Genomic DNA, 26748 nt, shown 5'->3' on the forward strand with positions numbered 1-26748 from the left:
AGGGCGCGGGACTCACCCGTCGCAAAGTCTGCGCGTATAGGGGAGACGGGCAATCTTGTCCAGCCTCATGCATGGGACGGATTGCGAAAACCGGGCTGCTTCTGTTTGCTGTGGACCAGGAGGAAGTCGACCATGAAATTTACGGGAAAGCGCGCCTTCGTGACCGGCGGCAGCCGGGGCATCGGACGCGGCATTGTCGAGGCGCTGGCGGCGGAAGGCGCGGAGGCAGGCACATGCGGCCGCGGGGCGCGGCCCGAGGATCTGCCGGACCGCATCCATTGGCACCAACTCGACGTTGCCGACCCGCAAGCCGTGCAACGGCTGGCCGACGCGGTCGGCGGCATTGACATTCTGGTGAACAATGCCGGTGTGCAGGTCGAAAAGACGGTTGCCGACAGTACGGACGACGACTGGGACCACGTGATCGGTACAAACTGTCGGGGTGTCTTCAACATGTGCCGCGCCTTCATCCCCCGGATGGGGCAGGGCGGCAGCATCGTGAACATCGGCTCGATCTCGGGCCAGTTCGCTGATCCCTCAATGGCGCTCTACAATGCGTCCAAGGCTTTCGTCCACGGCCTCACCCGGTCCATTGCCGTCGATCACGGGCCCGCAATCCGCTGCAACGCGATATGTCCCGGCTGGATCGAGACCGGAATGCTGGAGGCCGCGTTCGAGTTGTCGTCGGATCAGGTCGCGGCACGTCGCGATGCGCTGGCGCGCCACGCGGTGCGGCGTTTCGGCCGGCCTGCCGATATTGCCGCCATGGCGATCTGGCTGGCCTCTGACGATGCGGCCTTTGTCACGGGGCAACTCTTTACGGTCGATGGCGGGTTGACCGCCGCCTCGCCGATCAACCCCGCGCTTTACTGAACCGTGTTCCAGACATGGTCGGCGCAGGCAAGATCCTGCGCGGCGATCCCGAGCGAGCGGTAGAGCGTGATCCCATCCGGGCCGCTGCGCCCCGGCACGGCGCCAGCCAGGACCTCGCCGATCTCTGCCTGAACATGATCCTTGGTCATTGTGCCGCTTTCCAGCGCCGAAATGATCTCGCGCGCCTGGGCAAAGGCCGAGGGGCGGTAATCGACGAATAGCTGCGATTTCATGACCAGCGCCGCGTCGATTTCCTGCATCGAGGGGATCGAGGCGCCCACCGCGTTCACATGGGTGCCGGGGCCGATCCAGTCGCCGTGCAGGACCACCGAGGCCGAAGAGGTGACCGTGCAGACGATATCGGCCCCTGCAACCGCCCGTTCCGCATCCGGAGCGGCGGTAAAGGCGATGCCGGGATGATGATCCGCCATCCGCCGGGCAAATTCGGCAGCGCGCTCGGGCGTGCGCCCCGCGATCCTGATTTCGGAGACATCGCGCACAAGTGTCAGCGCCTCGACATGGCTTTCGGCCTGTTCTCCGGTGCCGATCAACGCCAGCACCCGTGCGTCGGGCCGGGCCAGCGCCCGCGTGGCCACGGCGGTTGCGGCTGCGGTACGGATCGCGGTGATCGCATCGGCATCCATTGACACGCTGGGCCGCCCGGTCTCGGGGTCGAACAGCAGCACCGTGCCGATATGCGAACTCAGCCCCCTGGCGGGATTGCCGGGAAACAGGCTCAGAACCTTGACGCCGTAGATCGTCGGGTCACTCAGTGCGCCGGGCATCACGCCCAGCCGGTTGGTGCCGTCGATATCCATCACCGTGCGCAGCGGCAGATTGGCCTTTCCCTGCGAAACCCGGATCATCGTTTTTTCGACGATCTCGATCGCGTCCAGTATCGGCAGGTGCCGACGAACATCCTCTGCGTTCAGAACTTTCATGACAGGCTCTCCTCTCCGTCGGTCCAATAGGTGCCACCGGACGGCAGGCCCAGAACTTCGCGCAGCAGTGCGGTATAGGCCTCTGGTCCGGTAACATAGGGAAAGTGACTTGCAGCTCGGAAACGGAAGGTGCGTGCCGGGTTCAGTGCTGCCTTCAGACCAGCCCGCATCTGCGGATGGATCAGATGGTCGTCATCGCTTTCGACCGTGAAGATGCGGTTTTGCGGCAGGCACTGCGCGGGCAGGTCCGGTGCCGTCTTCAGCGCCTGCAACCGGGCGCGCAATTCCCCTTCGGGAATGCGGCCGCGCACTTCGCGCAGCAGCAGAGCCGCCAGATCGCGATAGCGGTGATCGTTGGCGCACCACCCCTGCAACCCGGTCTCGAATCCGGCCCGCAGTGTGTCGATCGGCGTGGCCATCAGGTCCAGCGAATATGGCGGCACCTGGTCGATCCCCTGGACCGAGGCCAGTGTATTGGCCGCCACCAGCCCGCCGCAAAGCTCGGGTCTGATGGCGGTCAGATATTGCGCCAGATACCCGCCCAGCGACGAGCCGAGCACCGTTGCGCCCTGCAGTCCGGCCTCGGCGATCAATTGCGCCAGATCGTCCGCCCAGTCGGGGATGCCACCCGAGGCGGGATAGCTGACCGAGAGGATGCGTGCCTCGCCCGACAGCGCCACGATCTGTTGCCAGAAGATATCGGCCCGGCCCAGCGTGCCGGGTATGAGCAGCAGTGCGGGGCCGTTTTGCCCCGCCCGGATCACGCCCCAGTCGCGGCGATGCACGACATGGCGTGCCTCGGGATGCAGCGTCGCGAACCGGTCACGTTCGGCAACAAGATCGCGTGTCGCCATGCCTCAGCCCCTTGCCGCCATCTGCGCCAGCGTCAGGCAGGTGCGCGTTGCGGTGGCCATGTCCTGAACCGAAATCCATTCCAGCGGGCCGTGGATGCACTGCATGCCGGTAAAGATGTTCGGTGTCGGCACACCCATTTCGGTCAGGCGCGACCCGTCGGTGCCGCCCCGGATCGGGACCGAGACCGGCTCCACCCCCTGCGCCCGCGCTGCCTCGCGCGCCAGCTCGACCGGGGTCATGTCCTTTTCCAGCCAATAGCGCATGTTTCGGTACTGCGGGTAGATCTCGCATTTGATCGCCGCGCGCGGCTCGCCCGCCTGCACGGTGGCGCAGACCTGGCGCAGCAGCTCGCCCTTGGCAGCCAGCCCGTCCCGCTCGAAATCGCGCAGGATGAACTTGATCACCATCTGCGACGAGCCGCCGTCCATGTCGGTGGCGTGGATGAATCCCTCGCGGTCGGCGGTGGTTTCGGGGGTCATCGTTGCCTGTGGCAGGGTTTGTACAATCTTCGAGGCGAGGTGGATCGCGTTGACCATCTTCTCCTTGGCCCAGCCAGGATGGATCGACACGCCCGTCACCGTCACCACCGCGCGGTCGGCCGAGAAGCTTTCGTATTCGATCTCACCCACTTGTCCGCCATCCAGCGTATAGGCGAAATCGGCGCGCAGGTCCTTGGGCAACCGTTCGTTCACGCCGCGCCCGATTTCCTCGTCGGGGGTAAAGGCCACCCGGACCGGGCCGCGCCCGATGTCGGGGTTGTTCAGCAGATGCCGCGCCATGGTCATGATGATGGCCACGCCCGCCTTGTCATCGGCCCCCAACAGCGTGGTGCCCGAAGCGGTGATCAGGTCGTGACCGATCTTTTCCGCCAGATAGGGGTGCTCGGCGGGCGACAGAACCAAAGCGGGATCGTCAGGAAAGGTGATGTCGCCGCCATTATATCCCTTGATCACGCGGGGCTTTACCCCGGTCGCATTGAATTGCGGTGCGGTGTCCACATGGGCGAGGAAGCCGATGGTTGGTCCCGGCGCGGTACCGGGGATGGTGGCCAGCACGGTGCCGTAATCGGTCAGTTCTACATCCTGCGCGCCCATTGCGGCCAGTTCGTCGCGCAGCAGGTTCAGCATGCCGAACTGGCAGGCGGTGCTGGGGGTGCCGGGTGCGGTCTCGTCGCTCTGGCTGTCGATGGCGGCATAGCGTACAAGCCGCTCCTGAAGCTCCTGATCGAATTGGTCTTGCATGTCATCTCCTGCGGTTGCCGCGATCAAAGAGGCGGGACCGGGTCAAGTCAAGCGGGCCGCTACGCCACCTTCGAGTGCCGCAAAAAGACGGGCGGACTGGCCAGCATGCTTTACCTCTGGGCCCCGGACCGCTAGCCATTGCGGGAAACCAGAGGGAAAGGACCGTGCCATGATCGAAACCGTCTCGGAAAACGCCTGTTTCGGGGGCGTTCAGGGGGTCTATCGCCATGCCTCCGCAGCCACCGGTTGCGACATGACCTTTGGCCTGTTTCTGCCGGTCGAGGCCAAGGACGGCCCGGTGCCGGTGCTTTGGTACCTGTCGGGTCTGACCTGCACCCACGAGAACGCGATGGTCAAGGCGGGTGCACAGGGCTGGGCCGCCGAACAGGGCATCGCGCTGGTCTTTCCCGATACCTCGCCGCGCGGCGAGGGCGTGGCCGACCACCCCGACTATGACCTGGGTCAGGGCGCGGGCTTTTACGTGAACGCCACGCAGGAGCCCTGGGCACCGCATTTCCGCATGTGGGATTATGTCGCCGACGAGCTGCCCGCGCTTTTGGCGGAACATTTCCCCATCGACCCCGAGCGGCAGTCGATCACCGGCCATTCCATGGGCGGGCATGGCGCGCTGACCCTGGCGATGAACCTGCCGGGCCGTTACCGCTCGGTCTCGGCCTTTGCGCCGATTTCGAACCCGACGGGCAGCGACTGGGGCCGCAAGCAACTGACCGCCTATCTGGGGGATGATGAGGCCGCATGGGCCAAACATGATGCGACGCTGATGATGAAGGCCAAGGGCTTTGACGGTCCGATCCTGATCGACACCGGCACCAACGACCAGTTCATCGACCTGCTGCGCCCCGAGGCGCTGGCCGCCGCCATCGCTGAACGCCGCCAGCAGGCGACCATGCGGCTGCAACCGGGTTATGATCATTCCTATTTCTTCGTGTCCAGTTTCATGGAGGACCACGTGAGTTTCCATGCCGACGCCTTGTACCGGGATTGATCCATGAACGGCCATGACTACGATCTGATCATCATCGGGTCCGGCCCCTCGGGGCGTGCCGCCGCGATACAGGCGGGAAAACTGAAGCGCCGGGTGCTGGTGATCGACCGCAAGGACCGGCTGGGCGGTGTTTCGGTACATACCGGTACAATCCCGTCCAAGACCCTGCGCGAGACGATGCTGAACCTGTCGGGCTGGCGCGAGCGCAGCTTTTACGGCCTGTCCTACCGGGTCAAGGACCGGATCAGCGCCGAGGACCTCAAGGCGCGGCTGCACATGACGCTCGATTACGAGGTCGACGTGCTGGAACATCAGTTCAACCGCAACCATGTGGACACGCTGAACGGGCTGGCCCGGTTCGTCGGCCCGCACGAGATCGAAGTCGCGACCGAGGCCGGGGAAACCACGCGCCTGACCGCGTCGAAGTTCCTGATCGCCACGGGAACCAAGACCTATCGTCCGGATTACGTTCCGTTCAACGGGCGCACCGTGGTCGATGGCGACGAGTTCCTGGAGATGGAGGCGATCCCCCGCTCGCTCGCCGTGATCGGTGCGGGCGTGATCGGTGTGGAATATGCCACGATGTTCTCGGCGCTGGATGTGCGGGTTACGCTGATCGAGCCGCGCGAGACGTTTCTCGACTTCATCGACCGGCGTCTGATCGAGGATTTTACCCATCAGATAAGGGAAAACGGGGTCGATCTGCGGTTGGGCTCGGCAGTGGAAAGGATTGAGGATGCCGGCGATCATGTCGAGATCAGCCTTGCCAACAAGCGGCATGTGCGGGCCGAAATGCTGCTGTTCGCCGCCGGACGCATGGGCGCGACCTCGGCGCTGAACCTCGATGCGGTGGGGCTCAAGACCGACCACCGCAACCGGATCGCGGTGGACCGCAGGACCTATCAGACGGCGGTTCCGCATATCTATGCGACCGGCGACGTGATCGGGCATCCGTCGCTGGCCTCGACCTCGTTGCAGCAGGGGCGGGTGGCCGCCTGCCATGCGCTGGAAACCCCGACGCTGCCGGAAAGCCCCTGGTATCCCTACGGAATCTACTCGGTGCCCGAGATGTCCACCTGTGGCATGTCCGAGGAGGAGTTGCAGGAGCGCGGCATCCCCTACGAGGTGGGCGTGGCGCGGTTCCGCGAAACCTCGCGCGGACATATCATGGGGCTGGAACATGGCATGTTGAAGATGCTTCTATCCTTGAAGACAAGGCGGGTTCTGGGCGTGCAGATCGTGGGCGAGGGGGCTACCGAACTGATCCATATCGCGCAGGCGGTGATGAACCTCAAAGGCACGGTGGACTATTTCGTACAGAATACGTTCAACTACCCGACGCTTGCCGAAGCCTACAAGATCGCCGGACTCGACGCCTTCAACCGGATGCCGATCCCCGAGGAATTCAAGGTGCGCCGCAAGGAAGCCATCACACCGGAAGACCCGCAGAACTGACCGTTTTGTACCCGTCGGGCGGGTCAATCGTCTGTTACGCGACACCGCGTAAAACGATATCCCAGCCGTGACAAAGTGTTCATGAGCGACTAAGTTGGAGAGAAAAGACTGAATTCCGAGTTCAGTGTATCTGGAGAATGCGCGTGCAACGATTGTCGAGCGTCCCGAGCAGGACCGAGCAGGTTTATCAATCCGTTCGGGAAAGCATCTGTGATTGTGTCCTGGAACCGGGCACCCATCTGATTCAGGAGGAACTGGCCGCAACGCTGGGCGTGTCCCGCCAGCCGATCCAGCAGGCGATGCTTTTGCTCAAGAATGACGGGCTGGTGGTCGAGACCGGCGGGCGCGGGCTCTATGTGGCGCCGATCGACCGCGCGGGCATGGAGCATCATTATCAGATCCGGATGGTGCTGGACCAGCTTGCCGCGCGTCTCGTGGCCGAGCAGTCGCGGTCGGACTCGGCCTTTCGGTCGCGGCTGCGGCGCGAAGGCGACGCCATTCTGGCCACCGGCTCGGGCGCGCTCGAGAGTGGCAGCGCAGCGGATGCCGTGCGCCATGACGTGGCGTTTCACACTTTCATCTATGACATGTCGGGCAATCCCCAGATCCGACCAACGGCCGAGGCGCATTGGCTGTTTCTCAGGCGGGTCATGATCGGGGTGCTGTTGCACGCCGAGCGGGGACCGCTGGTCTGGGCGCAGCACGAACACATCCTCGATGCGCTGGTTGCGGGCGACGTGGAGGGGGCGGTTGCTCTGGCCACGGAACATGTTACCGGCGCAAAGAACGCGCTGCTTGCCGCCATGGCGTCGGGGAAGGCGGACCATTTGTTCGCGTCCCCGGGCGAAGCGGATGCACGGCCTCAGAGCGGCGAGATTCAGGTGCGGCGATAGATATAGGTGTCGTCGGCTTTGCCCTCTTCGGCCAGGAGGGCATCCAGCACGGCGCGGCCTGGGCTCTTGCGGCAGACGGGGTCGGGGGCAGAGGCATCTCCGAGGATCGCAAGGGCCTGGCAACGGCAGCCGCCGAAATCCACTTCGCGGCGGTCGCAGGACCGGCACAGATCCGGCATCCAGTCGGTACCGCGATAGGCGTTGAAGGCCGGGCTATCGTGCCAGATTGCAGCCAGCGGACGATCCGTGACACGTTCGAATATGAGATGCGGGATTGTCTGCGCCGCGTGGCAAGGCAGGACAGTGCCATCGGGGGTCACATTCAGCCCGGTTGATCCCCAGCCGCTCATGCAGGCTTTCGGCAGGTCGGAATAGTAATCCGGCGGCACGAAATCGATGACCAGCCGTCTCTTCATCTGCTCGACGGCATCGCGCACAATGCCTTTCGCCCGATCAACCTGGGCGCGGGTGGGTTGCAGACGCGCCCGGTTGGCCAGGGCCCAGCCCTGGAACTGCACGCAGGCGATTTCGATCCGGCGCGCGCCCAGCCGTTCGGCCATGGCAATCGTGGCGGGCAGGTCATCGAGGTTGTCGCGGTGCATCACCGCGTTCAGCGTCAGCGGAAATCCCAGGCGCGCGATATGATCCGCGACCTGCATCTTGCGGTCGAAACCGCCCTTGTAGCCGCCGATCCGGTCGGCGATCTCGGCGCGCACGCCCTGCACCGACAACTGGATGTGATCCAGCCCGGCGTCGTTCAGCGCCTCGAGCCGCGCCTCGGTCAGGCCGATGCCGGAGGTGATGAGATTGGTGTAGAGCCCCGCTTCGCGCGCGGCGATCACAAGCTCGACAAGATCGCGGCGCGAGGCAGGCTCGCCACCGGACAGATGCAGTTGCAGAACGCCCAGATCGGCCGCCTGACGGAATACGTCGGCCCATTGTTCCGTGGTCAGTTCCCTGTCCCGCGCGGTCAGTTCCTGCGGGTTGGAGCAATAGGGGCACATCAGCGGACAACGGTGGGTCAGTTCGGCGAGCATCGCCAGCGGCAGGTCAGGCATGTTTGAACTCCACAAGGCGTTTTTCCGCCAGATCGCCAAGGTATTCCATCACGTCGGTTTCGATCTGGTCCCGTGGCGCGGCGAAGGTTCGGGCCAGATCCTCGCTGATCGCGCGAACCGACTGTGTCCCCGTCACGCGCGACAGCACTTCGGTTCCGATCTGATCGAGCATCAGCACCCGCTCGGGGCCCAGAAGGACCGGAACACCGCGCACCCGGTCATGCGCGCAGCGCACGCCGCGGGGCAGGTAGGGGACCGACTGCGGGGTCACAACAGCCCCTCGCCGGGTTGCCAGGCGCCGGGCGGGATGCGGCTGGGTTCCACGTAGGCGGACCAGAGCGCGTCAAGCTGGGCCCAGAGAACCTCGGTCTTGAAGATGAGCGCGCGCGCGGCGGCGTCCTGATCTGCCTTTGTCACGGCGCGATCGAGGACCCAGGCCAGGCCAAAGGCCACGTCCTGCGGCGCCTCGGTCAGGCGATGCTTGAAATAAGAGATCGTGGTCTCATTTGCGAATTCGTAGTGTTTCAGCAGCCCGGCGATCCGGTCGGCGTGGATCTTGGGCGCGAACAGCTCGGTCAGCGACGAGGCGACGGCAAGCAGCAGCGGCTCGTCGCGCACGAAACGGACATAGGCATCCACCGCAAAGCGGGTGGCGGGCAGGATGCCGACCTCGGAGGCCACGTAATCCGGGTCAAGCCCGACCCCTTCGGCCAGCTTCAGCCAGCGGGCGATGCCGCCTTCACCGGGGGCCCGCCCGTCGTGATCCTCGATCCGCGAACGCCAGGCGCGGCGCAGCGCGGGGTCGGAGACGCGCGACATGAAGGCTGCGTCCTTCATCGGGATGCGTGACTGGTAATAGTAGCGGTTGATGACCCAGGCGCGTACCTGATCCGGCGTGCAATCGCCGGAATGTAGGCGCTGATGGAAAGGATGCCTGTCGTGATAGCGTTCTTCGCCGATGGCGCGCAGGCGCGCTTCGAAAAACTCTCTGGTGTCCGGCCTGGCGGTCATGGCGTGATCTCCTGTCCGTCCCGTGCGATTTCCCATCCGGCGCGCATCAGCGCGGCGCGCTCGGGGCCGTCCGGTTGCAGCACGGGGTTGGTGTTGTTGACGTGGATAAAGACCTTGCGTGCATTGATCGGAGCAAGGCGGGCGAGGCTGCCCATGTCCCCCTGCATCGGGAGATGGCCCATCCGCGCCCCGGTCTTTTCCCCGGTGCCGGTGCGGGCCATGTCGTCGTTCTCCCAGACCGTGCCGTCGAACAGCAGCAGGTCAACGTCACGGAGTCGGTCAACCAGCCAATCGGGCAGGGCGGCACAGCCGGGGATATAGGCAACCTTGCGCCTGCCGTCCTCGATCATCAGCCCGATGGTCTGTTCGCCGATCTCCTGCAAACCGACGGTCTCGCCTTCGAGAAACAGCGCCACCTTGCCCGGCACGGCAAACGGGGTCAGAGTCAGGTCGGGCAGGGGGGTTATGGTCTGTTCCAGCGCAAAACCGGTTCGGGGAATCAAAGTCCGGTCCATCACGTCGAAGATCCGGTTGGCTTCGAGCGTCTGCAGGATGTCGGCGGTGCCGAAAACCGTGAACCCGGTCTTTTCGCGCAGAGTCAGAAGGCCGGCGATGTGATCCACATCCGCGTTTGTAAGCACCACGGCGGCAATCGGCGTGTCGCGAAGCCCCCGAGGGTGCAGCGCCGGCGTTGCCTGGATCTGTGCGCGAATGTCGGGCGATGCATTCAGCAGCACCCAGGACGCGCCGTCTACCGAGATCGCCACCGAGGACTGTGTCATCGGGGCGATCCTGCCTGCTCGGGCATCGGTGCAGTTCCGGCACCCGCAATTCCATTGGGGCAGCCCGCCTCCGGCTGCTGCCCCAAGTACCTTCACGATCATGAAATCCGACGGCGAATCAGATCACGTCGCGGCCGGACTGGCGATCATCGTCTTCGCCGGGGCCGTACATGTTGATTTCCATACCGCATTTGATTTCGCGAGCGACGGGTTTGCTCCAGGCCATGGTGTCTCCTCCTTTTACTTGAGCGAGGAAAGAATACCGAATTCGGAATGCAAGACAAGAATGAAGATTCTGGCTGATGCCGAAAGGATCGGGGCTGGAGCCGATTCGCACTTGATTTCCAAGGCTAATGCGCTGGTGGATAACACATATTTAATTTGCGTCTTTCCGCGCTTGACAATGAGGGACTGTATTCCCCATTCTGAATTCAGAATTCGGAACCCCGAATCCTGATGGGAGGAATCACATGCCGATGAGGCTGAACACGCTGTCCGCAGTGTCCGGGATCGTTTTTGCCCTTGGGTTTGCCGTGGTGTCGCAAGGTGCGGTCGCCGATGCCGCAACCGTCACGACCGCCGTGCCCGCCGAGGTCATGGAGGAGGGGGCAGCGCTCTACAAGAAAAATTGCCGCTTCTGCCATGGCACAAATGGCACGTCGGGCAAGCGGCTGGCCGGGAACGAGATGCTCGCCGACTCCGATTATGTGGCGACCGTGATCCTGACCGGTCCCGGCTACATGACACCGTTCGAAGAACATCTGAGCGACGAGGAAATCGCGCTGATCACGACTTACGTCCGCAACGCCTGGGGTCATGCCTATGGCCCGATGCAGGCGGATGATGTGGCGCAGCTGCGCTGACAATACCCGGGCTGGAGGAGAGTCCCGGGTTTTCACCAAAGCCCAAAGGCAGGGTGCCAAACGGGCAAATAGGGAGACTGACATGAAACGCAAATCCTGGCTTCTGGCCACATCCCTGGCGGCGCTGAGCTTCGCCGTGCCGCTTCAGGCAGGCGAGATCGCCGATTACGCAAGTGTGACCGCCGAGCGGCTCGCGGCGCCGGAAGACGGCAACTGGCTCTTGACCCGCCGGACCTATGACGGTCAGGCACACAGCCCGCTCACCGAGATCACCAAGGATAACGTCGCGGGTCTTCAGGTCGCCTGGAGCCTGCCCACCGGCCCCTATGTGAAGCTGTCCGATTTCGCAGCACTGCCCGCGCGTCCGGCGCATCAGGCGCCTGCGCTGGTCAATGACGGTGTCATGTTCATGACCACGCCGGATCAGCAGATCATCGCTGTCGACGCCGCCACCGGTGCCGAGCATTGGCGCTTCCGTCACGATCTGCCCTCGGAGATCATCCCGGTCCACCCGACCAACCGTGGTGTGGCGCTTTGGGAAGACAAGCTCTTCATGGCGACGCTGGATGCCAAGGTCGTGGCTGTCGATGCCAAGACTGGCGCCAAGCTTTGGGAAGCGACCATGGAGAACTGGGAGAACGGCTATTATAGCACGCTTGCCCCGCTCGTCGTGGATGGCGTCGTGATGGCCGGTGTCTCGGGCGGCGAATTCGGTATTCGCGGTTTCGTGCAGGGTTTTGACGCCAACACCGGTGACAGCCTGTGGAAGACCCATACCATCCCCGCACCGGGTGAACCGGGTTCGGAAACCTGGCCGGGCGACACCTGGAAGACGGGTGGCGGTTCGGTCTGGATCACCGGCAACTACGACCTCAAGAACGGCTTGGCGATGTGGGGCGTGGGCAACGCGGCACCCTGGATCGGCGACATGCGTCCGGGTGACAACCTTTACACCACCTCGACCATCGGCATCGACCCCAAGACCGGCAACATCGACACGCATTTCCAGTACCACTGGAACGACAGCTGGGACTGGGACGAAGTGGTTCCGCCGACCCTCATGACGCTCGACGGTCAGGACCTTGCCGTGCGTTTCGCGCGCAATGGCTGGATCTACAAGATGGACCGCACCGGCGGCGCCTTGAAGTTCATCGAAGGCACGCCCTACGTCTTCCAGAACGTCTTCACCGGTCTGGATGAGAACGGCCGCCCCTCCTACAATCCCGACCACGTGGCGGGCACCGGCAAGCGTGCCGATTTCTGTCCCTCGGCCTGGGGCGGGCGCGACTGGCCGGCCGAGGCCTATAACCCGAACCTCGCCACGGTCTTCATCTCGGTGAACGAGAACCACTGCGGCTCGGCCGAAGGCTCTCCGGTGGAATACGAACCGGGCGTGCTGTTCCTTGGCTCCGGCCTTGAGATGGCCCCGACAGAGGCCGCCAAGGACCATATCGGCGCGCTGCAGGCCTGGGACATCCGGACCATGGAGAAGAAGTGGCAGGTCAACTTCAAGTCGCCGAACTGGGGTCCGGTCTTGTCCACAGAGGGTGGTCTGGTCTTCGTTGGCGGCACGGGTGACGCGATGTTCCGCGCCTTCGACGCCGAGTCGGGCGAGGTGCTGTTCGAGCACCAGATGGACGGCGGCATCATCGCGCCTCCGACCAGCTTCGAGGTTGACGGCAAGCAATACATCGCCGTGACCACCGGCTGGGGCGTCGATGGCGACCGCTTCCAGGGATACATCGATGCCGGCATGGGCACCGAGACCAAGATCCCGCAGGGCGGCACCATCTGGGTCTTCGCACTCTGATCCTCCCCCCGGGGCGGGCGTTCAGCGCCCGTCCCACCTCTTCCTGTCTGACTGGCCCCGTGGAGATCCGTAATGTTCCGTTCGCTTGCCCTTTCCGTGCTGACGCTGGCAATTGCCGCGCCTGCCGCGGCCTGGGAGCTGGCGGTATGTTCAGATCCTGCGGGGCTTCCTTATTCTGCGCGTGACGAAAGCGGGTATGACAACCGCATCGCCGCGATCCTGGCCGATGAACTGGGAGCCGATCTGCGATTTGTCTGGATGCCGGATAACCGCCAGCGCACCGCGCGCGGTTTTCTGCACGAAGGCGCCTGCGATGTGATCATGGGCGTGATCGACGGTCAGAACGGCACGCTGACCAGCCATGCCTATTACCGCACCACCTATGTGTTTGTCAGCCGGGATGGCGCTGTGACATCGCTCGATTCCCCGGAACTGGCGGATATGCGCATTGGTGTGATCGGCGGCGCGCGACGCACGACGCCGGCCTCTGTCGGGCTGATGCGGCGGGGCTATCTGAGCCAAATTGTGCATTTCGGTGCTTCCGCGACCGCAGGCGAAACCGAAACCGCCATGCTGGATGCGCTTGAGACGGGCGAGATCGACCTCGCTATTCTCTGGGGTCCGATGGCCGCGCATCTGGAACGCGACGGTCTGGTGACCTCTCCGGTTGCCCCCGAGATCGACATTCCCTTTCTACCGATGTTCGCCGCGCTGACCGTCGGCGTGCGTCCACAGGACGAAGCGTTGCGCGATGCAATTGACCATGCGCTGGCCCAGCGCTGGGACGATGTGCAGGCCGTGCTGACCGAGGCTTCGGTGCCGGTGTTGTACCTGCCGCAACCACAATTGCCGGAGGCCACGCAATGACCGCGCGTATGACCCGGCGGAGCCTTCTGGGCGGTATGGTGGTCACGCCCGCGCTGCTGACTGCGGCTTTTGCGCAAGGCGGATTTGACCTGCGCGTAGGTGTCGTGCTTCCTCTGGGTGGCCCTTCCCGTTCGGAAGGCACTGAAAACCTTGAGGAGATTGCCGAAATCGCGCGTCAGGGCGCGATCATGGGCGAAGAGGAAATGGGCCGCAACGGCGCCCTCTTTGGCCATCAGGTCACGCTGTTGCAGGCCAACGCGCCCGGCGCCGAGGCGGCGGAACGCGCTGCGCGGCGCATGGTGGCGCTGGACGGTGCGCAGGTGCTGGTCGGCGGCTTTTCCGAGGCCGAGGCACGGGCCCTGGGAAAGGTGGCCGAAGATACCGGCATCCTGTTCCTCAACATCGCGGCGACAAGTGACGCGCTGCGCGCCGAATGCGGCAGCCAGACCTTCCACATCGAGGCCAGCGCGGCCATGTATCTCGACGCGCTGGCGGGTTGGTATGTGCGCGCCGGGCATCGGCGCTGGGTGATCCTGCATGGGACCGATCCTGAAGGCGCCGCGCGTCTGGCGCGCGCCCGGGCCAGCCTTTCCAACCGGCACTGGGGCGCAAAGATCGCCGCGACAGTACCGGTCGAAGGGCGAGAATTCGCCCCTGCGTTGGCGGCTGTCGCGTCGGAAAAGCCCGACGCGGTGCTGCTTTTGACCGACTGGCATACCCAGCTTGATTTCCTCGCCCGCTACGAGGCCGAGGGGCTGCGCGTACCCGTGGCCGCCTTCCCCGAGGCCGCCACCCAGACCCGCAGTTTCTATTCCGCCGCGATGGCCGCCGCATCTCATGCCGGTGCCGGGCACCGCGCCGCGCTCTGGGAACCGACGCTTGATGCCTATGGCGCACGCGAGTTGAACGCACGGGCCGCCGCACGCTGGGGCCGGCCGCTGGATTCCGTTGGTTGGGCGGCATTTCAGGCGATGAAGATAGCCTATGACGCGGCACAATTCGGCGGCGCAGCAGAGGGCAAGGCTATGGCGGAATGGCTGGCACGCGAGGGCAGCGTGCTGGACCTGCACAAAGGGATCGGCGTCAGCTTCCGACCCTGGGATCATCAACTGCGCCAGTCGCTGTATCTGGTCGATCTGAACCCCGAGGCGGGCACCTCGCGCGACGTGGACGCGGTCAAGAACCGGGCGCATTTGGTTGGCGAATTGCCCGCCATCTACATGCCCGGCACCGATCCGGTGGAACGGCTGGATCAACTGGGTGACATCACACCGCGCGGCAAATGTGAATAAGGGGGAGGACACAACATGCTTTGCAAGACCTTGACGGCAATGGCGCTGATTTTGACGGCAACGGTGTCCTCTGCCGAACAGTTCCGACTGTTCGTCTCGAACGAATATGGCGCGAACCTGTCGGTGCTTTCGTCTGACGCCAGCCAGCACGGCGAGATCGAGATTTCGGGTCGTCCCGGCGATGTCCGCCCCCGTGGCATGGCCCTCAGCCCCGACGGCAAAATCGTCTATGTCGCGGTGAGCGATTTCCTGCCGCAGACGGAAAAGCCCGAGGATGCCATCGTTGCCATCGACGTGGCCAGCAATGAAATCCTGCGCCGCTACCGCGCGGGCGGCAATCCCGAACGCATCGCCATCAGCCCCGATGGCAAGCAGATCTGGGCCGCCCTGGAAGCCATAGCCCAAGGCGTCGGCATCGACGCCGTGACCGGCGAGGAACTGGGCCGTTTTCCCACGGGTGTTGAACCCGAGGGTGTCGACGTCAGCCCCGATGGCCGCTGGGCCTATATCACCGGCGAGACCAGCCATACCGTCACCGTGATCGACACGCAGGCGCTCAAGATCGTCACCCATATGCTGGTCGGCAACCGCCCTCGCGACGTGGTGTTCTCGCCAGACAGCACCCGCGCCTATGCCAGCGCCGAGATCGGCGGAACGATTTCCGTAATCGATGTCACTCAGCACCGGGTGATCGGCACGATCTCGCTGGGGCTGGATTCACGTCCGGTCGAGGTGGACCTGAGTCCGGACGGCAAGCTGTTGTATGTCGCGGGCGGCGGGACCAGCGCGGTCTATGTGGTCGACACCGAAAAGGGCGAGGTCGCCCATGTGATCAAGGAACGCATGGGGCGTCGCCCCTGGGGCGTGACGGTCAGCCCCGATGGCAGCACTGTCTATACCGCCAACGGCCTCAGCGACAGCGTAAGTGTGATCGACACCGCCTGCATGTGCGTGACGGATGAAATCGCAGCAGGGCGTGGTGCCCATTCCATCGAGGTTGGCCATGTGGACTGATCGCATTGCGCTGAGCGCCGCTCTGGCCGCATTGATGATGCCCGCATGGGCGGACTATGCAAATGCGCCATTCCATGATCGCGCCTACGAGGTGGCCGATACCGCCCTGCGTGTGCTGGAGGGCGAGGCTGTGGCCGTTCCGACGGAGGACGCGCCGCTGGCGGCCGCTGTGGCGGCGCTGCTTCTGATTTCTGAAGTCGGCCTAGCCGAGGCGTTTGAAGAGGCGGTCGAGGGGGATGACGAGGAGGAGGACGCAAGCAACGGGGATGGCTACGCCAATGCCTACGCCTTATTGCAAACCGTCCGCCCCTGGGTGGCCGCAGTGCCGTCTGATGCCGAGATTGTTGACCTGATGGGTCGGCTCGACGCGTTGATGCCCACAGCGGAGCGTCCGGAAAAGCTCGATGCCGATCCCGAGGCCGCCGAGGTTGTGGCGCAGGCCCTGGTGGGGCAACTGGAGCGGGCGGCGAATGCCGATCTCTATCTGGGGCGTGATCTGGCCCGGGCCATGGCGACGGTGTCGCAACTGGCCGCGCACGGCTGCGCCTATGATGAAGCGGTCCGTCCACGCTGGTTCGAGATTGCAGCACTTTATTTCGAAGACGCGCTCGAAGCGCCGCTTTCGGTCATGGCGGCGGACCCGGCCGAGCAGATCGAGGACGGGCTGGAGCGCTTGCGGGATGGCGATCTGTCGGCCTGCGATTCCGTGGGCAAGGCTTTCGTGGATGCAAAAGAGAGGCTGTTCCCATGAGTGCTGTCCCTATCATCGAGGCCCGCGAACTATCCCGCCGCTTTGGCGGAAGGGCAGTGGTCACGAATGTCAGCCTGAACCTGAATGAAGGCGAGTCTCTGGCACTGATCGGACCGAACGGGGCCGGCAAGACCACCACGCTGGGCATGCTGACCACGGCGTTGCGCCCCGACAGCGGCTCTGTGCGGATCGCCGGACAGGACGCGCTGGCCGATCCGCGCAGGGCGCGCGCAATGCTCGGGGTGCTGTTCCAGGACCCGGCGCTGGATGATCGCATGACCCCGCGCGAGACCTTGCGCCTGCACGCCGCGCTGCATGGGTTGCCTCGGAGGGACACCGCGGCGCTGGTGGCCGATGCGCTGGAACGCGCCGGGCTGTCCGAGGCGGCGGACCGGACCATTCGCGGCTTTTCCGGCGGCATGAAGCGGCGGCTGGAACTGGCCCGCGCTCTGATGCATGAACCGCGCCTGCTGGTGCTGGATGAACCCACGCTGGGGTTGGACCCGCAGGGGCGGCTCGATCTCTGGGCGCGGATCGGGGCATTGCGGGCGTCCGGCATGGCGGTGCTGATGACCACCCATGTGTTGAGCGAGGCCGAAAGCTTTGACCGTGTCGGCATTCTGGATGGCGGGCGACTGGTGGCGCTGGATACGCCCCGGGCACTGAAACTGGCACATGGCGGGTCGTCGGAGGCCAGCCTTGACGATGTGTTCTTTCATCTCACCGGCCGGGCGCTGCGCGATGGCGACGCGCCCTTGCGCCCCGCGCTGGTTCGGAGGCGGGCATGATTGCCGCGGACCAAATGACCGGCGCAATTGATACGCGTGTGATCTGGGCGCTGTGGCGGCGCGAGGTCACTTCATATCTGCGCGACCGGTCGCAGGTCTTTGGCGGTTTCTCGCGCACCGTGCTGTGGCTGGTGATCCTGGGCTTCGGGCTTGGCGCAACGCTGCGCGAGATCGAGGGTTATTCCTATTCGCAATACATCCTGCCCGGTGTAATGGTTCTGAACGTGCTGTTCGCGTCGATGCAATCGGCTTTTGCCCTGGTTTATGACCGCAAGCACGGGCTCTTGCGTCAGGTGCTGGTGTCGCCTGCGCCGCTCATGTCGGTGACGCTTGGCAAGCTGTCGGGCGGGGCCACGATTGCGGTGCTGCAAGGCTCCATCCCGCTGCTGTTCGCGCCGGTGATCGGTGTACCGCTGAGCCTGCCGGGCCTGCTGGCGGCCTGGGCGGTGATGTTCGCCATGGGATTCGCCCTGACCGGGGTGGGGGTGGTGATCGCCCTGCGCCTCAAGGGATTGCAGGGCTTCGGCAGCATCTCGAACGGGGTGATCCAGCCGCTTTACTTCCTGTCAGGCTCGATCTTTCCGCTCAAGGGCATCGTTGGCGGGATCGGTTTTCTCGATATTCCGCAAGGCTTGCGTGACGAGCTGCGCAGCCACGGCATTTACGCCATCGGTGGAGGCTGGGTCGTGGAACTGCCGCTCTGGCTTGAGGTCATCGTGCGGGCCAATCCCATCAGCTACCAGCTTGACCTCATGCGCGAGGCGCTTTTGGGGTATCATCAATTGCCCCAGGACTTGGGGCTGGCAATCTGCGCGGGCTTTCCGCTGGCCGCACTGGCGGCTGCGTATTGGGCGCTGAGCAACATCCGGCAAGGTTGACAAAAAATGAAAACTCTGAATTCTGAATTCAAAAGGAGGCTGACGTGACCAAATCCCTGTTGACCTTTGGGCAGATGCTGGACGGGTTTGCACGCCTGCGGCCCAATGACCTTGGCGCGCGGGATCTCGAACGCGCGCTGACCTTTTCGCAATGGAACGAACGGGCACGGCGTCTTGGCAATGCCTTGCTCGGGCTGGGACTGAGCACGGGCGATCGCGTCGCCGTGCTGGCCTATAACCGGCTGGAATGGGCCGAGATCTATGCCGCGACGGCCAAGGCCGGGCTGATCGCGGTGCCGTTGAACTTCCGCCTCAGCGCGCTGGAAATGCGCTTCATCATCGAGGATTGCGCCGCGGCGGCCGTCCTGTCGGAACATGGGCTGCACGGGGCTATCGAAGAGGTCCGGGCCGATCTGGCGATTCCGGAATCGCGCTATGTGCTGTTTGGTGGTCGCGCGGCAGGCTGGCACGACTACGAGGATCTTCTGAGCCGCGCGGCGTCCTCTGCGCCGGATGTTGCCGTCAGCGACACGGATCCTTGGGCGCTGATGTATACATCGGGCACCACCGGAAAGCCAAAGGGCGTGATCCGCAGCCACCGCAGCCAGGCGCTTGTCGGGCTGGTGACCGAGATCGAGCTTGGCATCGGCGCGCGTGATGACGCGCTGCTGGTCATGCCCATGTGCCACGCGAACTCGCTGAATTTCTTTTCGTCCTTCAGTTATCGCGGCGGTGTCACCTCGATCTTTTCGCGCGCCAGTTTCGACGCCGAAGAGGCGCTGGACGTGATGGAACGCTCGGGGGCGACCTTCACCTCGCTGGTGCCGACCCATTACATCATGATGCTGGAACAGGCCAAGGCCGAGAGCCGCACGCGCGACCTGGGCCGAATGACCAAGCTGATGATCTCGTCCGCGCCGGCGCGGGCCGATACCAAGCGCGCGGTGATGGAAATGTTCCCCAATTCCGGCCTGTTCGAGCTTTACGGTTCGTCAGAGGGCGGCTGGGTCACGATGCTGCATCCCGACGAGCAATTCACAAATCTGGGCACCGTGGGCCGCGAATGCGTGGGCACCGCGCCGATTCGCCTGCTGGACGATGATGGCAACGAGGTGCCGGACGGGCAGCCGGGCGAGTTGTTCCACTGCACGCCCTACACGTTCGACGGTTACTGGAACCTGCCCGAAAAGACCGCCGAGGCCTTCCGCGGGGAATATTGCACCGTGGGCGACATGGCGCTCAGGGACGAGAATGGTTTCATCAAGCTGATCGACCGCAAGAAGAACATGATCATTTCCGGCGGCGAGAACATCTATCCCGCCGAGGTCGAAGCGGTGCTGGGCGCCGCGCCTGAAGTGCGCGACGTGGCAGTGATCGGCTTGCCGGACGAGAAATGGGGTGAACGCGTCCATGCGGTCGTCGTCCTGAAGGATGGTGCGCGGGCCAGCGAGGCCGATGTGATCGGCTGGTGCGGCGAACGGATCGCACGGTTCAAGCGCCCGCGCAGCGTCAGTTTCGTCGCCGCCGAGGACATTCCGCGCACCGCCACCGGGAAGATCCAGCACGGAATACTCAAGGAAAAGCTCCTGACCGGGGCCTTTGACAGGACACATATGGCAGGAGCAGCAGAATGAGCCAGGATCTTAACAGCGACGGTTTGAGCGTTGCAGCATGGATCGCGCGTTTTCTTCAGGCGCGGGGTGTGGACCGGATCTTCGGTCTTCAGGGCGGGCATATCCAGCCGATCTGGGACTTTGCTGCGCAGCGCGGCATCCGCATCGTCGATGTGCGTCATGAATGCGCCGCGGTGCACATGGCCCATGCCCATGCCGAGCTGACGGGCGGATTTGCGGTGGCCATGGTCACCGCCGGGCCGGGTGTGACCAATACCGTGACCGCCATCGCCAATGCGTCGCTGGCCCGCATCCCGGTGCTGGTGATCGGCGGTTGCACCTCGCGCCCGCAGGCCAATATGGGTCCGTTGCAGGACATCCCGCATGTGGACATCATCAAGCCGGTGGCGCGCCTGTCGAGGACCGCGCGCGTCGCCGATCAGGTGATCCGCGAACTGGACGAGGCCGTGGCGCGCGCGATGGGCGACGGCGGCGAACCGGGGCCGGTCTACCTTGAGATCCCGACGGATGTGCTGCGCCAGCACGTGCCGGAACACATGGTGCTGGATGACTGGATGTCGCCCAAGGCGCCGCGTGTCATGCCGCCCGATCCGACCGCGGTGGCCGAGGCGGCCAAGGCGCTGTGGACCGCGAAACGCCCGGTGGTCGTTGCGGGCCGCGGCGCCAATGGCGCGGCCGAGGCGCTGAACCGGCTACTCGATGCCTCGGGAGCGCTTTATCTCGACACGCAAGAGGCGCGCGGGCTGGTCTCGGGCGAACATGGCTCTTTCGTGGGGGCGATGCGCGGGCAGGTGATGCAAGAGGCCGATCTGGTCATCACGGTGGGCCGGCGGCTGGACTACCAGCTTGGGTATGGGTCTCCGGCGGTGTTCCCTCATGCGCGCTTCATTCGCATTTCGGACACGGCGTCGGAACTGATCGACAACCGGCGCGGTACGCCTGAACTGCTGGCCACGCCAGCACTGGCATTGGACGCGATTGCCGAGGCGGGCACGGCGCTGGGCGCTCCGGCGCTGGATCGCGACTGGGCCGAGGGTACGCGGGCGAAACATGTTGCACGCGCCTCGGGTGGCAATCGCGAGGTGCCGCAAACCGGCAAGGACGGCAAGATCCACCCGATGGCCATTTTCGACGCGCTCAAGCAGGTGGCTGACAAGGATTACATCGCGGTTGCCGATGGCGGCGATTTCCTCAGTTTCGCGCGCGTCGGGCTGGAGGCGAAAACCTATCTTGATGCCGGGGCCTTTGGCTGTCTGGGCGTGGGTGTGCCTTATGCCAATGCCGCGTCTCTGGCCTTCCCGGACCGCCAGGTGGTCTGTGTCACCGGCGATGGGGCCTATGGGTTGAACGCGATGGAGATCGACACTGCGGTGCGGCAGGGCGCCAAGCCCGTGATCATCGTCTCGAACAACGCCGCCTGGAATATCGAGCGTTTCGACCAGGCTGACAACTACGGCGGGCGCATCGTGGGCACGTTGCTGCGCCATTCCGATTACGCCGGCATGGCGACCGCGCTGGGCCTCTATGGCGAGCGGGTCGAGGACCCCGCCGACCTGCCTGCCGCGATCCGGCGCGCGCTGGAGAACGCGCCTGCGGTGGTCGATGTGGTCACCTCGCAGGATGCGGTTTCGTCGGATGCCAAGAAGGGCCTGGGCTTTGTGCCCGATTACCAGCCGCTGACCGTCTGGGACGATGCCGAGCGCAAGCGCCGGGGCCTGGCATGATGCGCGATCTTGCCAAACCGTCGCCGGCTCTGGCCGAGCGGTTTTCGCTGGCCGGCCGTCGCGCGCTGGTCACTGGGGCCTCGGGCGTGCTGGGCGCGCGGTTCGCACAGGTGCTGGCCGAGGCGGGCGCCGCCGTCACGCTGGCGGCACGCCGGGTCGAGCCGATGCTGGCGCTGCGGGACCGGATCGAAGGCGCGGGCGGACAGGCCTGTGTCGTGCCGCTCGATCTGGCCGATGCGCCCACCATCGCCGCCGCCTTCGATACGGCGGAGGAAGCCCTGGGCGGACCCGTTGACCTGGTGGTGAACAATTCCGGTATCGCGTCGCCGGGGCTGTTGCTGGAGCAGTCGGAAGATGACTGGGCGCAGCTGATGGCCGTCAATCTCGATGGCGCGCGCCGCGTGGCGGCCGAGGCCGCGCGCCGTCTGGTGGCGGCGGGCGAGGGGGGCAGCATCGTCAATGTCGCCTCGATTCTCGGGCTGCGGCAGGGGGCGGGGGTGGCGGCCTATGCCACGTCCAAGGCGGCGCTGGTGCAGCTGACCAAGCAACAGGCGCTGGAATGGGCGCGCCATGGCATTCGCGTCAACGCGCTCTGCCCCGGCTATATCGAGACCGATATCAACCGCGATTTCTTTGCTTCCGACGCCGGGCAGGCGCAGGTCAAGCGCATCCCGATGCGGCGACTGGGCCGGCCTTCGGAACTCGACGGGGCGCTTCTGCTGCTGGCCTCGGAGGCGGGCAGTTTCATGACCGGCACGGCGCTGGTGGCCGATGGTGGCCACCTATTGAACCCCTTGTAGGGAGAAAATCATGCAGGATTACAGGATCGTGGCACGCGAACCGGGCGGATCGGAGGTGCTGGAGCGCCGCGATTTCACGCCTGACGCGCCGGGGCAGGGCGAGGTGCTGGTGCGCCATGAGGCCATTGGGCTCAATTTCCTCGATATCTACCACCGCAGCGGGCTCTACCCCTGGGCCGCGCCGCGCGACCTGGTGCCCGGCTCCGAGGCGGCAGGCGTTGTCGAGGCGGTGGGGCCGGGTGTCACCGGTCTGAACCGGGGCGACCGCGTCGCCTATACCCATCCGCTGGGCGCTTATGCCTCGGCGCGGGTGATTGCCGCCGACCGGCTGCTCAGGCTGCCGGACGGGATCTCGTCCGAGGTTGCCGCGGGGGTGATCCTCAAGGGCCTGACGGCGCATTACCTGATCCATGACAGCTATGTGGCGCAGAAGGGCGACACCGTGCTGGTGCATGCCGCTGCGGGCGGGGTTGGTCTGCTCATGGGTCAATGGCTGGCGGCTAGGGGTGTCCGGGCCATCGGCACGGCAGGCGGGGCCGAGAAATGCGCGCTGGCGCGGTCGCATGGCTATGACACGGTGATCGACTACAGCGCCGGCGATTTCGTTGGTCGGGTCATGGAGTTGACCGGCGGCGCCGGGGTGCAGGCCGTCTATGACAGCGTCGGCGCCGATACCTGGCGCGGCTCGCTGGCTTGTCTGGCGACCCATGGCAGCTTTGTGAATTTCGGCCAATCCTCTGGGCCGATCACGGGTTTCGCCTTTGGTGATCTGGCCAAGGGCTCGTTCTTTGCCACGCGGCCCGTCCTTTTCCACTTCACTGCCGATCCCGCCGAATTGCAGCGCCGGGGCGCGGCGCTTTTCGCCGCTTTGGGCGATGGCACGCTGGTCAGCGAGGTGCGCAATCGCTTTGCGCTGGCCGATGCCGCCAAGGCGCATGACGCGCTGGAAAGCCGGAGCACGACCGGCACGACCGTCCTCATTCCCTGAAGGAACACGCCATGAAAACCATCTACGCCACGTCCTGCACCGCAACCCACGAAGCCCGCAATGGCTCGGTCCGCTCGGAGGACGGCCATCTCGACGTCAAGCTTGCCGCGCCGAAAGAACTGGGCGGGCCGGGCGGCGGCACCAATCCCGAGCAACTGTTCGCCGCCGGCTATGCGGCCTGTTTCACCTCGGCCATGTTGCGCGTGGCGCGCGAAGCCAAGACCCCCATCGGCAAACCCGCAGTCACCGTGCATTCCGGGCTGCGTTCGGATGGACCGGATCGCTATGCGCTGATTGCCGAGGTCAAGGTGGCGCTGTCCGATCTGGACCGTGACACGGCGCTGTCCATCGTGCAGGGCGCGCACCGGATCTGTCCGTTTTCCAAGGCCGTGGGCGAGAGCCTGGGCGTGACCGTCACGCTGACCGACTGGCAGGGCGCGACCGATGGTGAAACGCTGGAACTGGAGCGCGCGTAACCATGGATTTCACGCTTTCCCCCCGTATCGAGGACTATCGCGCCCGGATCGCCCGGTTTGTCGAGGATGAAATCCTGCCGGTCGAAGAGAACCGCGCCAATTGGGATGCGCATGGCAATATCGCCAGCGCACCGCTGGAAATCCTGCGCGACAAGGCGCGTGCCGAAGGTCTGTGGTGCTTGCAGCTGAAGCCCGAGACCGGCGGGCAGGGGCTGGGCCGCGTCGGCATGGCGGTCTGCTACGAGGAGATGAACCGCTCGATATTTGGTCCGGTAGTGTTCAACTCTGCCGCGCCCGATGACGGCAACATGATGGTGCTGGAACAGGCCGCGACCGAGGCGCAGAAAACCCGCTGGCTTGACCCGATCGTGCGCGGCGAGGTGCGCTCGGCCTTTGTCATGACCGAACCGCATCCCGGCGGCGGGTCGGACCCCGGCATGATGCTGACCACCGCGAAGAAACAGCGTGACTCTTATGTGATCCGGGGCCGCAAATGGTTCATCACCGGGGCCGAGGACGCGGCGCATTTCATCCTGATGGCTCGCACCTCGGACGATCCGCGCCGGGGGTTGACCGCCTTCCTGCATCACCGCGACGAGCCCGGCTGGCGCATCGACCGGCGCATTCCGATCATGGGGCCCGAGGAACATGGCGGCCATTGCGAACTGGTCTATGAGGGGATGGAACTGCCCGCCGACCGCGTGCTGCTGGGCGAAGGGCTGGGGCTGAAGCTGACCCAGATGCGGCTTGGCCCCGCGCGGCTGACCCATTGCATGCGCTGGCTGGGGCTGGCCAAGCGCTGCACCGAGATCGCGCAGGAATATGCGCAGAACCGACATGGTTTTGGCGTGCGCCTGTCGGACCGCGAAAGCATCCAGATCAAGATGGGTGATCTGGCCATGGGGATCGAGATCGGCCGCCTGCTGGTGATGAAGGCCGCCTGGGCGCTCGATCAGGGCAGTTTCGCGCGCAAGGAAGTGTCCATGGCCAAGATCCATGTGGCGAACCTTTTGCACAAGGCCGCCGATGTGGCGATCCAGGTCAATGGCGCGCGCGGCTACAGCTGCGACACGGTGCTGGAATGGATCTACCGCTATGCCCGGCAGGCCCGTCTGGTCGATGGCGCGGACGAGGTGCACCAGATGGTGCTGAACCGGTTCCTGGGCGACGAGGGGCGGGGTTTCTGGACCTGGCCGGTTGCGCCGCACGTGGCGGGGGCGGCGGAATGAGTGATCTGGACCTCACCGCGCTGGAAGGCTGGCTGGCGGGCAAGACCGCTGGCGGTGATCTGCGCCTGGAACGCATCGGCGGCGGCCAGTCGAACCCGACGTGGTTCGTCGACTGGGGCGAAAGCCGCTATGTTCTGCGCAAGAAGCCGGCCGGGCCGATCCTGCCCGGCGCGCATGCCATCGAACGGGAATTCCGCGTGCTGCGCGCGCTGGAGGGCACGGATGTTCCGGTGCCGCGCGCGCTCTGGCTGGAAGAGGATGCCAGCATCCTCGGCACCCCTTTCTACGTGATGGAGCGGCTGGACGGGCGGGTGTTCACCGACTGCACCCTGCCGGGTCTGACGCCGGAGGATCGGCGCGCGATCTACCTCGACATGGCGCGCACGCTGGCGCGGCTGCATGCGGTGCGGCCCGAGGCCGTAGGCCTTGGTGATTTCGGCAAGCCGGGCAATTACTTCGAGCGCCAGATCAACCGCTGGGGGCGGCAATACCGCGAAAGCCCCGGCGGGCGGGTCGCGGCGCTGGACCGGCTGCTGGACTGGCTCACGGCGAATATGCCCGAAGATGATGGCGCGGTGTCGATTGCGCATGGCGATTTCCGGTTGGGCAACATGCTGTTCCACCCCACCGAACCGCGGGTGATCGGCGTGCTGGACTGGGAATTGTCCACGCTGGGTCATCCGCTGGCCGACCTCGGCTTCTGCGTGATGCCCTGGCATACCGCGCCGGACGAATATGGCGGCCTAGTGGGCACCGGCTGGCAGGATGCGGGCATTCCGACCCGCGCCGAGTTCGAGGCGGAATACCACGCTCACGCCATCCCGACCGCGCCATTGACCGCATTCCACATGGCCTTTGCGCTGTTCCGTTTCGCGGTGATCTTTGTCGGCATCGCCGACCGGGCGCGGGCGGGCAACGCCGCCTCGGACGAAGCGGCGACGCTGGCGCCGCTGGCAGAGCGCTTTGCCATCCGCGCGCTGGAGGTGATCCGGGGCGGACATCAGACGACATCCAAGCAACGACGACACGCCTGACCAGGCGCAACCCAGGGAGGAGACCCATGAAGAAACTGACCATCAACGGCATCCAGAAGGAGGTGGCCTCGGACGGCCAGACACCTCTGCTCTGGGTCATTCGCGAAGAACTGGGCATGACCGGAACCAAGTTCGGCTGCGGCCAGGGGCTGTGCGGCGCCTGCACCGTGCATGTGGGCGGACAGGCCGTGCGTTCCTGCCAGACCTGGCTTGAGGATCTCGACGAAGGGGCCGAAGTGACCACGATCGAGGGTCTGCATCCCACCGGCGAGCATCCGCTGCAACTGGCCTGGATCAAGCATCAGGTCCCGCAATGCGGCTATTGCCAGTCCGGCCAGATCATGCAGGCGGCCGATCTTCTGGCCAACAACCCCGATCCGTCTGACGCAGAGATCGTCGAGGCCATGAACGGCAACCTGTGCCGCTGCATGACCTACGAAAGCATCCGCGCGGCCATCAAGACCGCGGCGAAAGCCTGAGGGAGG

28 protein-coding genes are annotated in these 26748 nt (G+C 65.0%); 20 read left to right on the forward strand and 8 right to left on the reverse strand.

Annotated elements, in window-relative coordinates; genetic code table 11:
- Positions 1–132 precede the first annotated feature (132 nt).
- The gene (locus tag BLT75_RS16615; RefSeq protein WP_093034280.1) at positions 133–873 is read left to right on the forward strand and encodes an SDR family NAD(P)-dependent oxidoreductase; all 741 of its coding nucleotides are present in this window, start codon (positions 133–135) and stop codon (positions 871–873) included.
- Here BLT75_RS16615 and BLT75_RS16620 read toward each other — a convergent pair.
- The 3 genes from BLT75_RS16620 to pepT are packed head-to-tail and all read right to left on the reverse strand — an operon-like array spanning position 867 to position 3910.
- Entirely contained in the window at positions 867–1814 is a 948-nt protein-coding gene (locus BLT75_RS16620; RefSeq protein WP_093034283.1) for an ornithine cyclodeaminase family protein, read from the reverse strand. The two genes, BLT75_RS16615 and BLT75_RS16620, sit on opposite strands and share 7 nt — an antisense overlap.
- Positions 1811–2668 carry an alpha/beta fold hydrolase gene (locus BLT75_RS16625; protein WP_093034286.1) on the reverse strand — a complete coding sequence of 286 codons (858 nt, stop codon included), beginning with the start codon at positions 2666–2668 and terminating at the stop codon, positions 1811–1813. The genes BLT75_RS16620 and BLT75_RS16625 overlap by 4 nt, the downstream gene beginning before the upstream one ends.
- A gap of 3 nt (positions 2669–2671) precedes the next feature.
- Complete coding sequence (pepT, locus tag BLT75_RS16630; protein ID WP_093034289.1) at positions 2672–3910, reverse strand: peptidase T; 1239 nt, start codon at positions 3908–3910, stop codon at positions 2672–2674.
- A 172-nt stretch (positions 3911–4082) separates the two neighbouring features.
- Between pepT and fghA the strand changes: the two genes are divergently transcribed.
- The 3 genes from fghA (at position 4083) to BLT75_RS16645 (ending at position 7264) form a co-directional block, all read left to right on the forward strand.
- A complete protein-coding gene (gene fghA, locus BLT75_RS16635; RefSeq protein ID WP_093034609.1) occupies positions 4083–4916 on the forward strand; it encodes an S-formylglutathione hydrolase in 834 nt (277 codons plus the stop codon).
- A gap of 3 nt (positions 4917–4919) precedes the next feature.
- Positions 4920–6371: a Si-specific NAD(P)(+) transhydrogenase gene (sthA, locus tag BLT75_RS16640; RefSeq protein ID WP_093034292.1), complete on the forward strand. Its 1452-nt coding sequence runs from the start codon at positions 4920–4922 to the stop codon at positions 6369–6371.
- 143 nt (positions 6372–6514) lie between these two features.
- A complete protein-coding gene (locus tag BLT75_RS16645) occupies positions 6515–7264 on the forward strand; it encodes a GntR family transcriptional regulator (RefSeq protein ID WP_176828095.1) in 750 nt (249 codons plus the stop codon).
- Here BLT75_RS16645 and pqqE read toward each other — a convergent pair.
- Genes pqqE through pqqA form a run of 5 tightly spaced genes read right to left on the reverse strand, consistent with a single transcriptional unit; the run spans position 7249 to position 10341 of the window.
- Positions 7249–8322, reverse strand: coding sequence for a pyrroloquinoline quinone biosynthesis protein PqqE (gene pqqE / locus BLT75_RS16650; protein ID WP_093034298.1), 1074 nt, complete (start codon positions 8320–8322; stop codon positions 7249–7251). The two genes, BLT75_RS16645 and pqqE, sit on opposite strands and share 16 nt — an antisense overlap.
- On the reverse strand, positions 8315–8593 hold the full coding sequence (gene pqqD, locus BLT75_RS16655) for a pyrroloquinoline quinone biosynthesis peptide chaperone PqqD (protein ID WP_093034301.1): 279 nt from the start codon (positions 8591–8593) through the stop codon (positions 8315–8317). The genes pqqE and pqqD overlap by 8 nt, the downstream gene beginning before the upstream one ends.
- A complete protein-coding gene (pqqC, locus tag BLT75_RS16660) occupies positions 8590–9333 on the reverse strand; it encodes a pyrroloquinoline-quinone synthase PqqC (RefSeq protein ID WP_093034304.1) in 744 nt (247 codons plus the stop codon). The genes pqqD and pqqC overlap by 4 nt, the downstream gene beginning before the upstream one ends.
- The gene (gene pqqB / locus BLT75_RS16665) at positions 9330–10217 is read right to left on the reverse strand and encodes a pyrroloquinoline quinone biosynthesis protein PqqB (RefSeq protein WP_093034308.1); all 888 of its coding nucleotides are present in this window, start codon (positions 10215–10217) and stop codon (positions 9330–9332) included. Before pqqB ends, pqqC begins: the two co-directional genes overlap by 4 nt.
- A gap of 16 nt (positions 10218–10233) precedes the next feature.
- On the reverse strand, positions 10234–10341 hold the full coding sequence (gene pqqA, locus BLT75_RS16670; RefSeq protein WP_093034311.1) for a pyrroloquinoline quinone precursor peptide PqqA: 108 nt from the start codon (positions 10339–10341) through the stop codon (positions 10234–10236).
- A 244-nt stretch (positions 10342–10585) separates the two neighbouring features.
- On the opposite strand from pqqA, the gene BLT75_RS16675 reads away from it, so the two are divergent.
- The 16 genes from BLT75_RS16675 (at position 10586) to BLT75_RS16750 (ending at position 26742) form a co-directional block, all read left to right on the forward strand.
- The gene (locus BLT75_RS16675) at positions 10586–10978 is read left to right on the forward strand and encodes a c-type cytochrome (protein WP_093034314.1); all 393 of its coding nucleotides are present in this window, start codon (positions 10586–10588) and stop codon (positions 10976–10978) included.
- An 82-nt stretch (positions 10979–11060) separates the two neighbouring features.
- Positions 11061–12788: a PQQ-dependent dehydrogenase, methanol/ethanol family gene (locus tag BLT75_RS16680; RefSeq protein WP_093034317.1), complete on the forward strand. Its 1728-nt coding sequence runs from the start codon at positions 11061–11063 to the stop codon at positions 12786–12788.
- Positions 12789–12860: 72 nt separating this feature from the next.
- Positions 12861–13655 (forward strand): transporter substrate-binding domain-containing protein, encoded by a 795-nt coding sequence (locus BLT75_RS16685; protein WP_093034320.1) that lies wholly within the window; start codon positions 12861–12863, stop codon positions 13653–13655.
- Positions 13652–14947 carry an ABC transporter substrate-binding protein gene (locus tag BLT75_RS16690; RefSeq protein ID WP_093034323.1) on the forward strand — a complete coding sequence of 432 codons (1296 nt, stop codon included), beginning with the start codon at positions 13652–13654 and terminating at the stop codon, positions 14945–14947. The genes BLT75_RS16685 and BLT75_RS16690 overlap by 4 nt, the downstream gene beginning before the upstream one ends.
- A gap of 15 nt (positions 14948–14962) precedes the next feature.
- On the forward strand, positions 14963–15961 hold the full coding sequence (locus tag BLT75_RS16695) for a beta-propeller fold lactonase family protein (protein WP_093034326.1): 999 nt from the start codon (positions 14963–14965) through the stop codon (positions 15959–15961).
- Complete coding sequence (locus tag BLT75_RS16700; protein WP_093034328.1) at positions 15951–16712, forward strand: hypothetical protein; 762 nt, start codon at positions 15951–15953, stop codon at positions 16710–16712. The genes BLT75_RS16695 and BLT75_RS16700 overlap by 11 nt, the downstream gene beginning before the upstream one ends.
- The gene (locus BLT75_RS16705) at positions 16709–17500 is read left to right on the forward strand and encodes an ABC transporter ATP-binding protein (RefSeq protein ID WP_093034331.1); all 792 of its coding nucleotides are present in this window, start codon (positions 16709–16711) and stop codon (positions 17498–17500) included. The genes BLT75_RS16700 and BLT75_RS16705 overlap by 4 nt, the downstream gene beginning before the upstream one ends.
- A complete protein-coding gene (locus tag BLT75_RS16710; RefSeq protein ID WP_093034334.1) occupies positions 17497–18378 on the forward strand; it encodes an ABC transporter permease in 882 nt (293 codons plus the stop codon). Before BLT75_RS16705 ends, BLT75_RS16710 begins: the two co-directional genes overlap by 4 nt.
- A gap of 44 nt (positions 18379–18422) precedes the next feature.
- Complete coding sequence (locus BLT75_RS16715) at positions 18423–20012, forward strand: class I adenylate-forming enzyme family protein (RefSeq protein WP_218128957.1); 1590 nt, start codon at positions 18423–18425, stop codon at positions 20010–20012.
- On the forward strand, positions 20009–21736 hold the full coding sequence (locus BLT75_RS16720; RefSeq protein WP_093034337.1) for a thiamine pyrophosphate-binding protein: 1728 nt from the start codon (positions 20009–20011) through the stop codon (positions 21734–21736). Before BLT75_RS16715 ends, BLT75_RS16720 begins: the two co-directional genes overlap by 4 nt.
- Positions 21733–22536, forward strand: a complete 804-nt coding sequence (locus tag BLT75_RS16725; protein WP_245706564.1) for an SDR family NAD(P)-dependent oxidoreductase — start codon at positions 21733–21735, stop codon at positions 22534–22536. Before BLT75_RS16720 ends, BLT75_RS16725 begins: the two co-directional genes overlap by 4 nt.
- Before the next feature lie 10 nt (positions 22537–22546).
- Positions 22547–23524 (forward strand): quinone oxidoreductase family protein, encoded by a 978-nt coding sequence (locus BLT75_RS16730; RefSeq protein ID WP_093034340.1) that lies wholly within the window; start codon positions 22547–22549, stop codon positions 23522–23524.
- A gap of 11 nt (positions 23525–23535) precedes the next feature.
- Positions 23536–24000 carry an Ohr family peroxiredoxin gene (locus BLT75_RS16735; protein ID WP_093034343.1) on the forward strand — a complete coding sequence of 155 codons (465 nt, stop codon included), beginning with the start codon at positions 23536–23538 and terminating at the stop codon, positions 23998–24000.
- A gap of 2 nt (positions 24001–24002) precedes the next feature.
- Positions 24003–25229 carry an acyl-CoA dehydrogenase family protein gene (locus BLT75_RS16740; RefSeq protein WP_093034346.1) on the forward strand — a complete coding sequence of 409 codons (1227 nt, stop codon included), beginning with the start codon at positions 24003–24005 and terminating at the stop codon, positions 25227–25229.
- A complete protein-coding gene (locus BLT75_RS16745; RefSeq protein WP_093034349.1) occupies positions 25226–26263 on the forward strand; it encodes a phosphotransferase family protein in 1038 nt (345 codons plus the stop codon). The genes BLT75_RS16740 and BLT75_RS16745 overlap by 4 nt, the downstream gene beginning before the upstream one ends.
- 26 nt (positions 26264–26289) lie before the next feature.
- Positions 26290–26742: a (2Fe-2S)-binding protein gene (locus tag BLT75_RS16750; protein WP_093034352.1), complete on the forward strand. Its 453-nt coding sequence runs from the start codon at positions 26290–26292 to the stop codon at positions 26740–26742.
- Positions 26743–26748 lie beyond the last annotated feature (6 nt).

Origin of the sequence: Ruegeria marina (genome assembly GCF_900101475.1) — a bacterium.
Lineage (GTDB): Bacteria > Pseudomonadota > Alphaproteobacteria > Rhodobacterales > Rhodobacteraceae > Ruegeria_B > Ruegeria_B marina.

Excerpts from the sequence above, each read along its gene's own strand:
- BLT75_RS16615 (WP_093034280.1), top strand. The coding sequence starts at position 133 with ATGAAATTTACGGGAAAGCGCGCCTTCGTGACCGGCGGCAGCCGGGGC.
- BLT75_RS16620 (WP_093034283.1), bottom strand. The coding sequence starts at position 1,814 with ATGAAAGTTCTGAACGCAGAGGATGTTCGTCGGCACCTGCCGATACTG.
- BLT75_RS16625 (WP_093034286.1), bottom strand. The coding sequence starts at position 2,668 with ATGGCGACACGCGATCTTGTTGCCGAACGTGACCGGTTCGCGACGCTG.
- pepT (WP_093034289.1), bottom strand. The coding sequence starts at position 3,910 with ATGCAAGACCAATTCGATCAGGAGCTTCAGGAGCGGCTTGTACGCTAT.
- sthA (WP_093034292.1), top strand. The coding sequence starts at position 4,920 with ATGAACGGCCATGACTACGATCTGATCATCATCGGGTCCGGCCCCTCG.
- pqqE (WP_093034298.1), bottom strand. The coding sequence starts at position 8,322 with ATGCCTGACCTGCCGCTGGCGATGCTCGCCGAACTGACCCACCGTTGT.
- pqqC (WP_093034304.1), bottom strand. The coding sequence starts at position 9,333 with ATGACCGCCAGGCCGGACACCAGAGAGTTTTTCGAAGCGCGCCTGCGC.
- pqqB (WP_093034308.1), bottom strand. The coding sequence starts at position 10,217 with ATGATCGTGAAGGTACTTGGGGCAGCAGCCGGAGGCGGGCTGCCCCAA.
- pqqA (WP_093034311.1), bottom strand. The coding sequence starts at position 10,341 with ATGGCCTGGAGCAAACCCGTCGCTCGCGAAATCAAATGCGGTATGGAA.
- BLT75_RS16675 (WP_093034314.1), top strand. The coding sequence starts at position 10,586 with ATGCCGATGAGGCTGAACACGCTGTCCGCAGTGTCCGGGATCGTTTTT.
- BLT75_RS16680 (WP_093034317.1), top strand. The coding sequence starts at position 11,061 with ATGAAACGCAAATCCTGGCTTCTGGCCACATCCCTGGCGGCGCTGAGC.
- BLT75_RS16685 (WP_093034320.1), top strand. The coding sequence starts at position 12,861 with ATGTTCCGTTCGCTTGCCCTTTCCGTGCTGACGCTGGCAATTGCCGCG.
- BLT75_RS16690 (WP_093034323.1), top strand. The coding sequence starts at position 13,652 with ATGACCGCGCGTATGACCCGGCGGAGCCTTCTGGGCGGTATGGTGGTC.
- BLT75_RS16695 (WP_093034326.1), top strand. The coding sequence starts at position 14,963 with ATGCTTTGCAAGACCTTGACGGCAATGGCGCTGATTTTGACGGCAACG.
- BLT75_RS16700 (WP_093034328.1), top strand. The coding sequence starts at position 15,951 with ATGTGGACTGATCGCATTGCGCTGAGCGCCGCTCTGGCCGCATTGATG.
- BLT75_RS16705 (WP_093034331.1), top strand. The coding sequence starts at position 16,709 with ATGAGTGCTGTCCCTATCATCGAGGCCCGCGAACTATCCCGCCGCTTT.
- BLT75_RS16710 (WP_093034334.1), top strand. The coding sequence starts at position 17,497 with ATGATTGCCGCGGACCAAATGACCGGCGCAATTGATACGCGTGTGATC.
- BLT75_RS16720 (WP_093034337.1), top strand. The coding sequence starts at position 20,009 with ATGAGCCAGGATCTTAACAGCGACGGTTTGAGCGTTGCAGCATGGATC.
- BLT75_RS16725 (WP_245706564.1), top strand. The coding sequence starts at position 21,733 with ATGATGCGCGATCTTGCCAAACCGTCGCCGGCTCTGGCCGAGCGGTTT.
- BLT75_RS16730 (WP_093034340.1), top strand. The coding sequence starts at position 22,547 with ATGCAGGATTACAGGATCGTGGCACGCGAACCGGGCGGATCGGAGGTG.
- BLT75_RS16735 (WP_093034343.1), top strand. The coding sequence starts at position 23,536 with ATGAAAACCATCTACGCCACGTCCTGCACCGCAACCCACGAAGCCCGC.
- BLT75_RS16740 (WP_093034346.1), top strand. The coding sequence starts at position 24,003 with ATGGATTTCACGCTTTCCCCCCGTATCGAGGACTATCGCGCCCGGATC.
- BLT75_RS16745 (WP_093034349.1), top strand. The coding sequence starts at position 25,226 with ATGAGTGATCTGGACCTCACCGCGCTGGAAGGCTGGCTGGCGGGCAAG.
- BLT75_RS16750 (WP_093034352.1), top strand. The coding sequence starts at position 26,290 with ATGAAGAAACTGACCATCAACGGCATCCAGAAGGAGGTGGCCTCGGAC.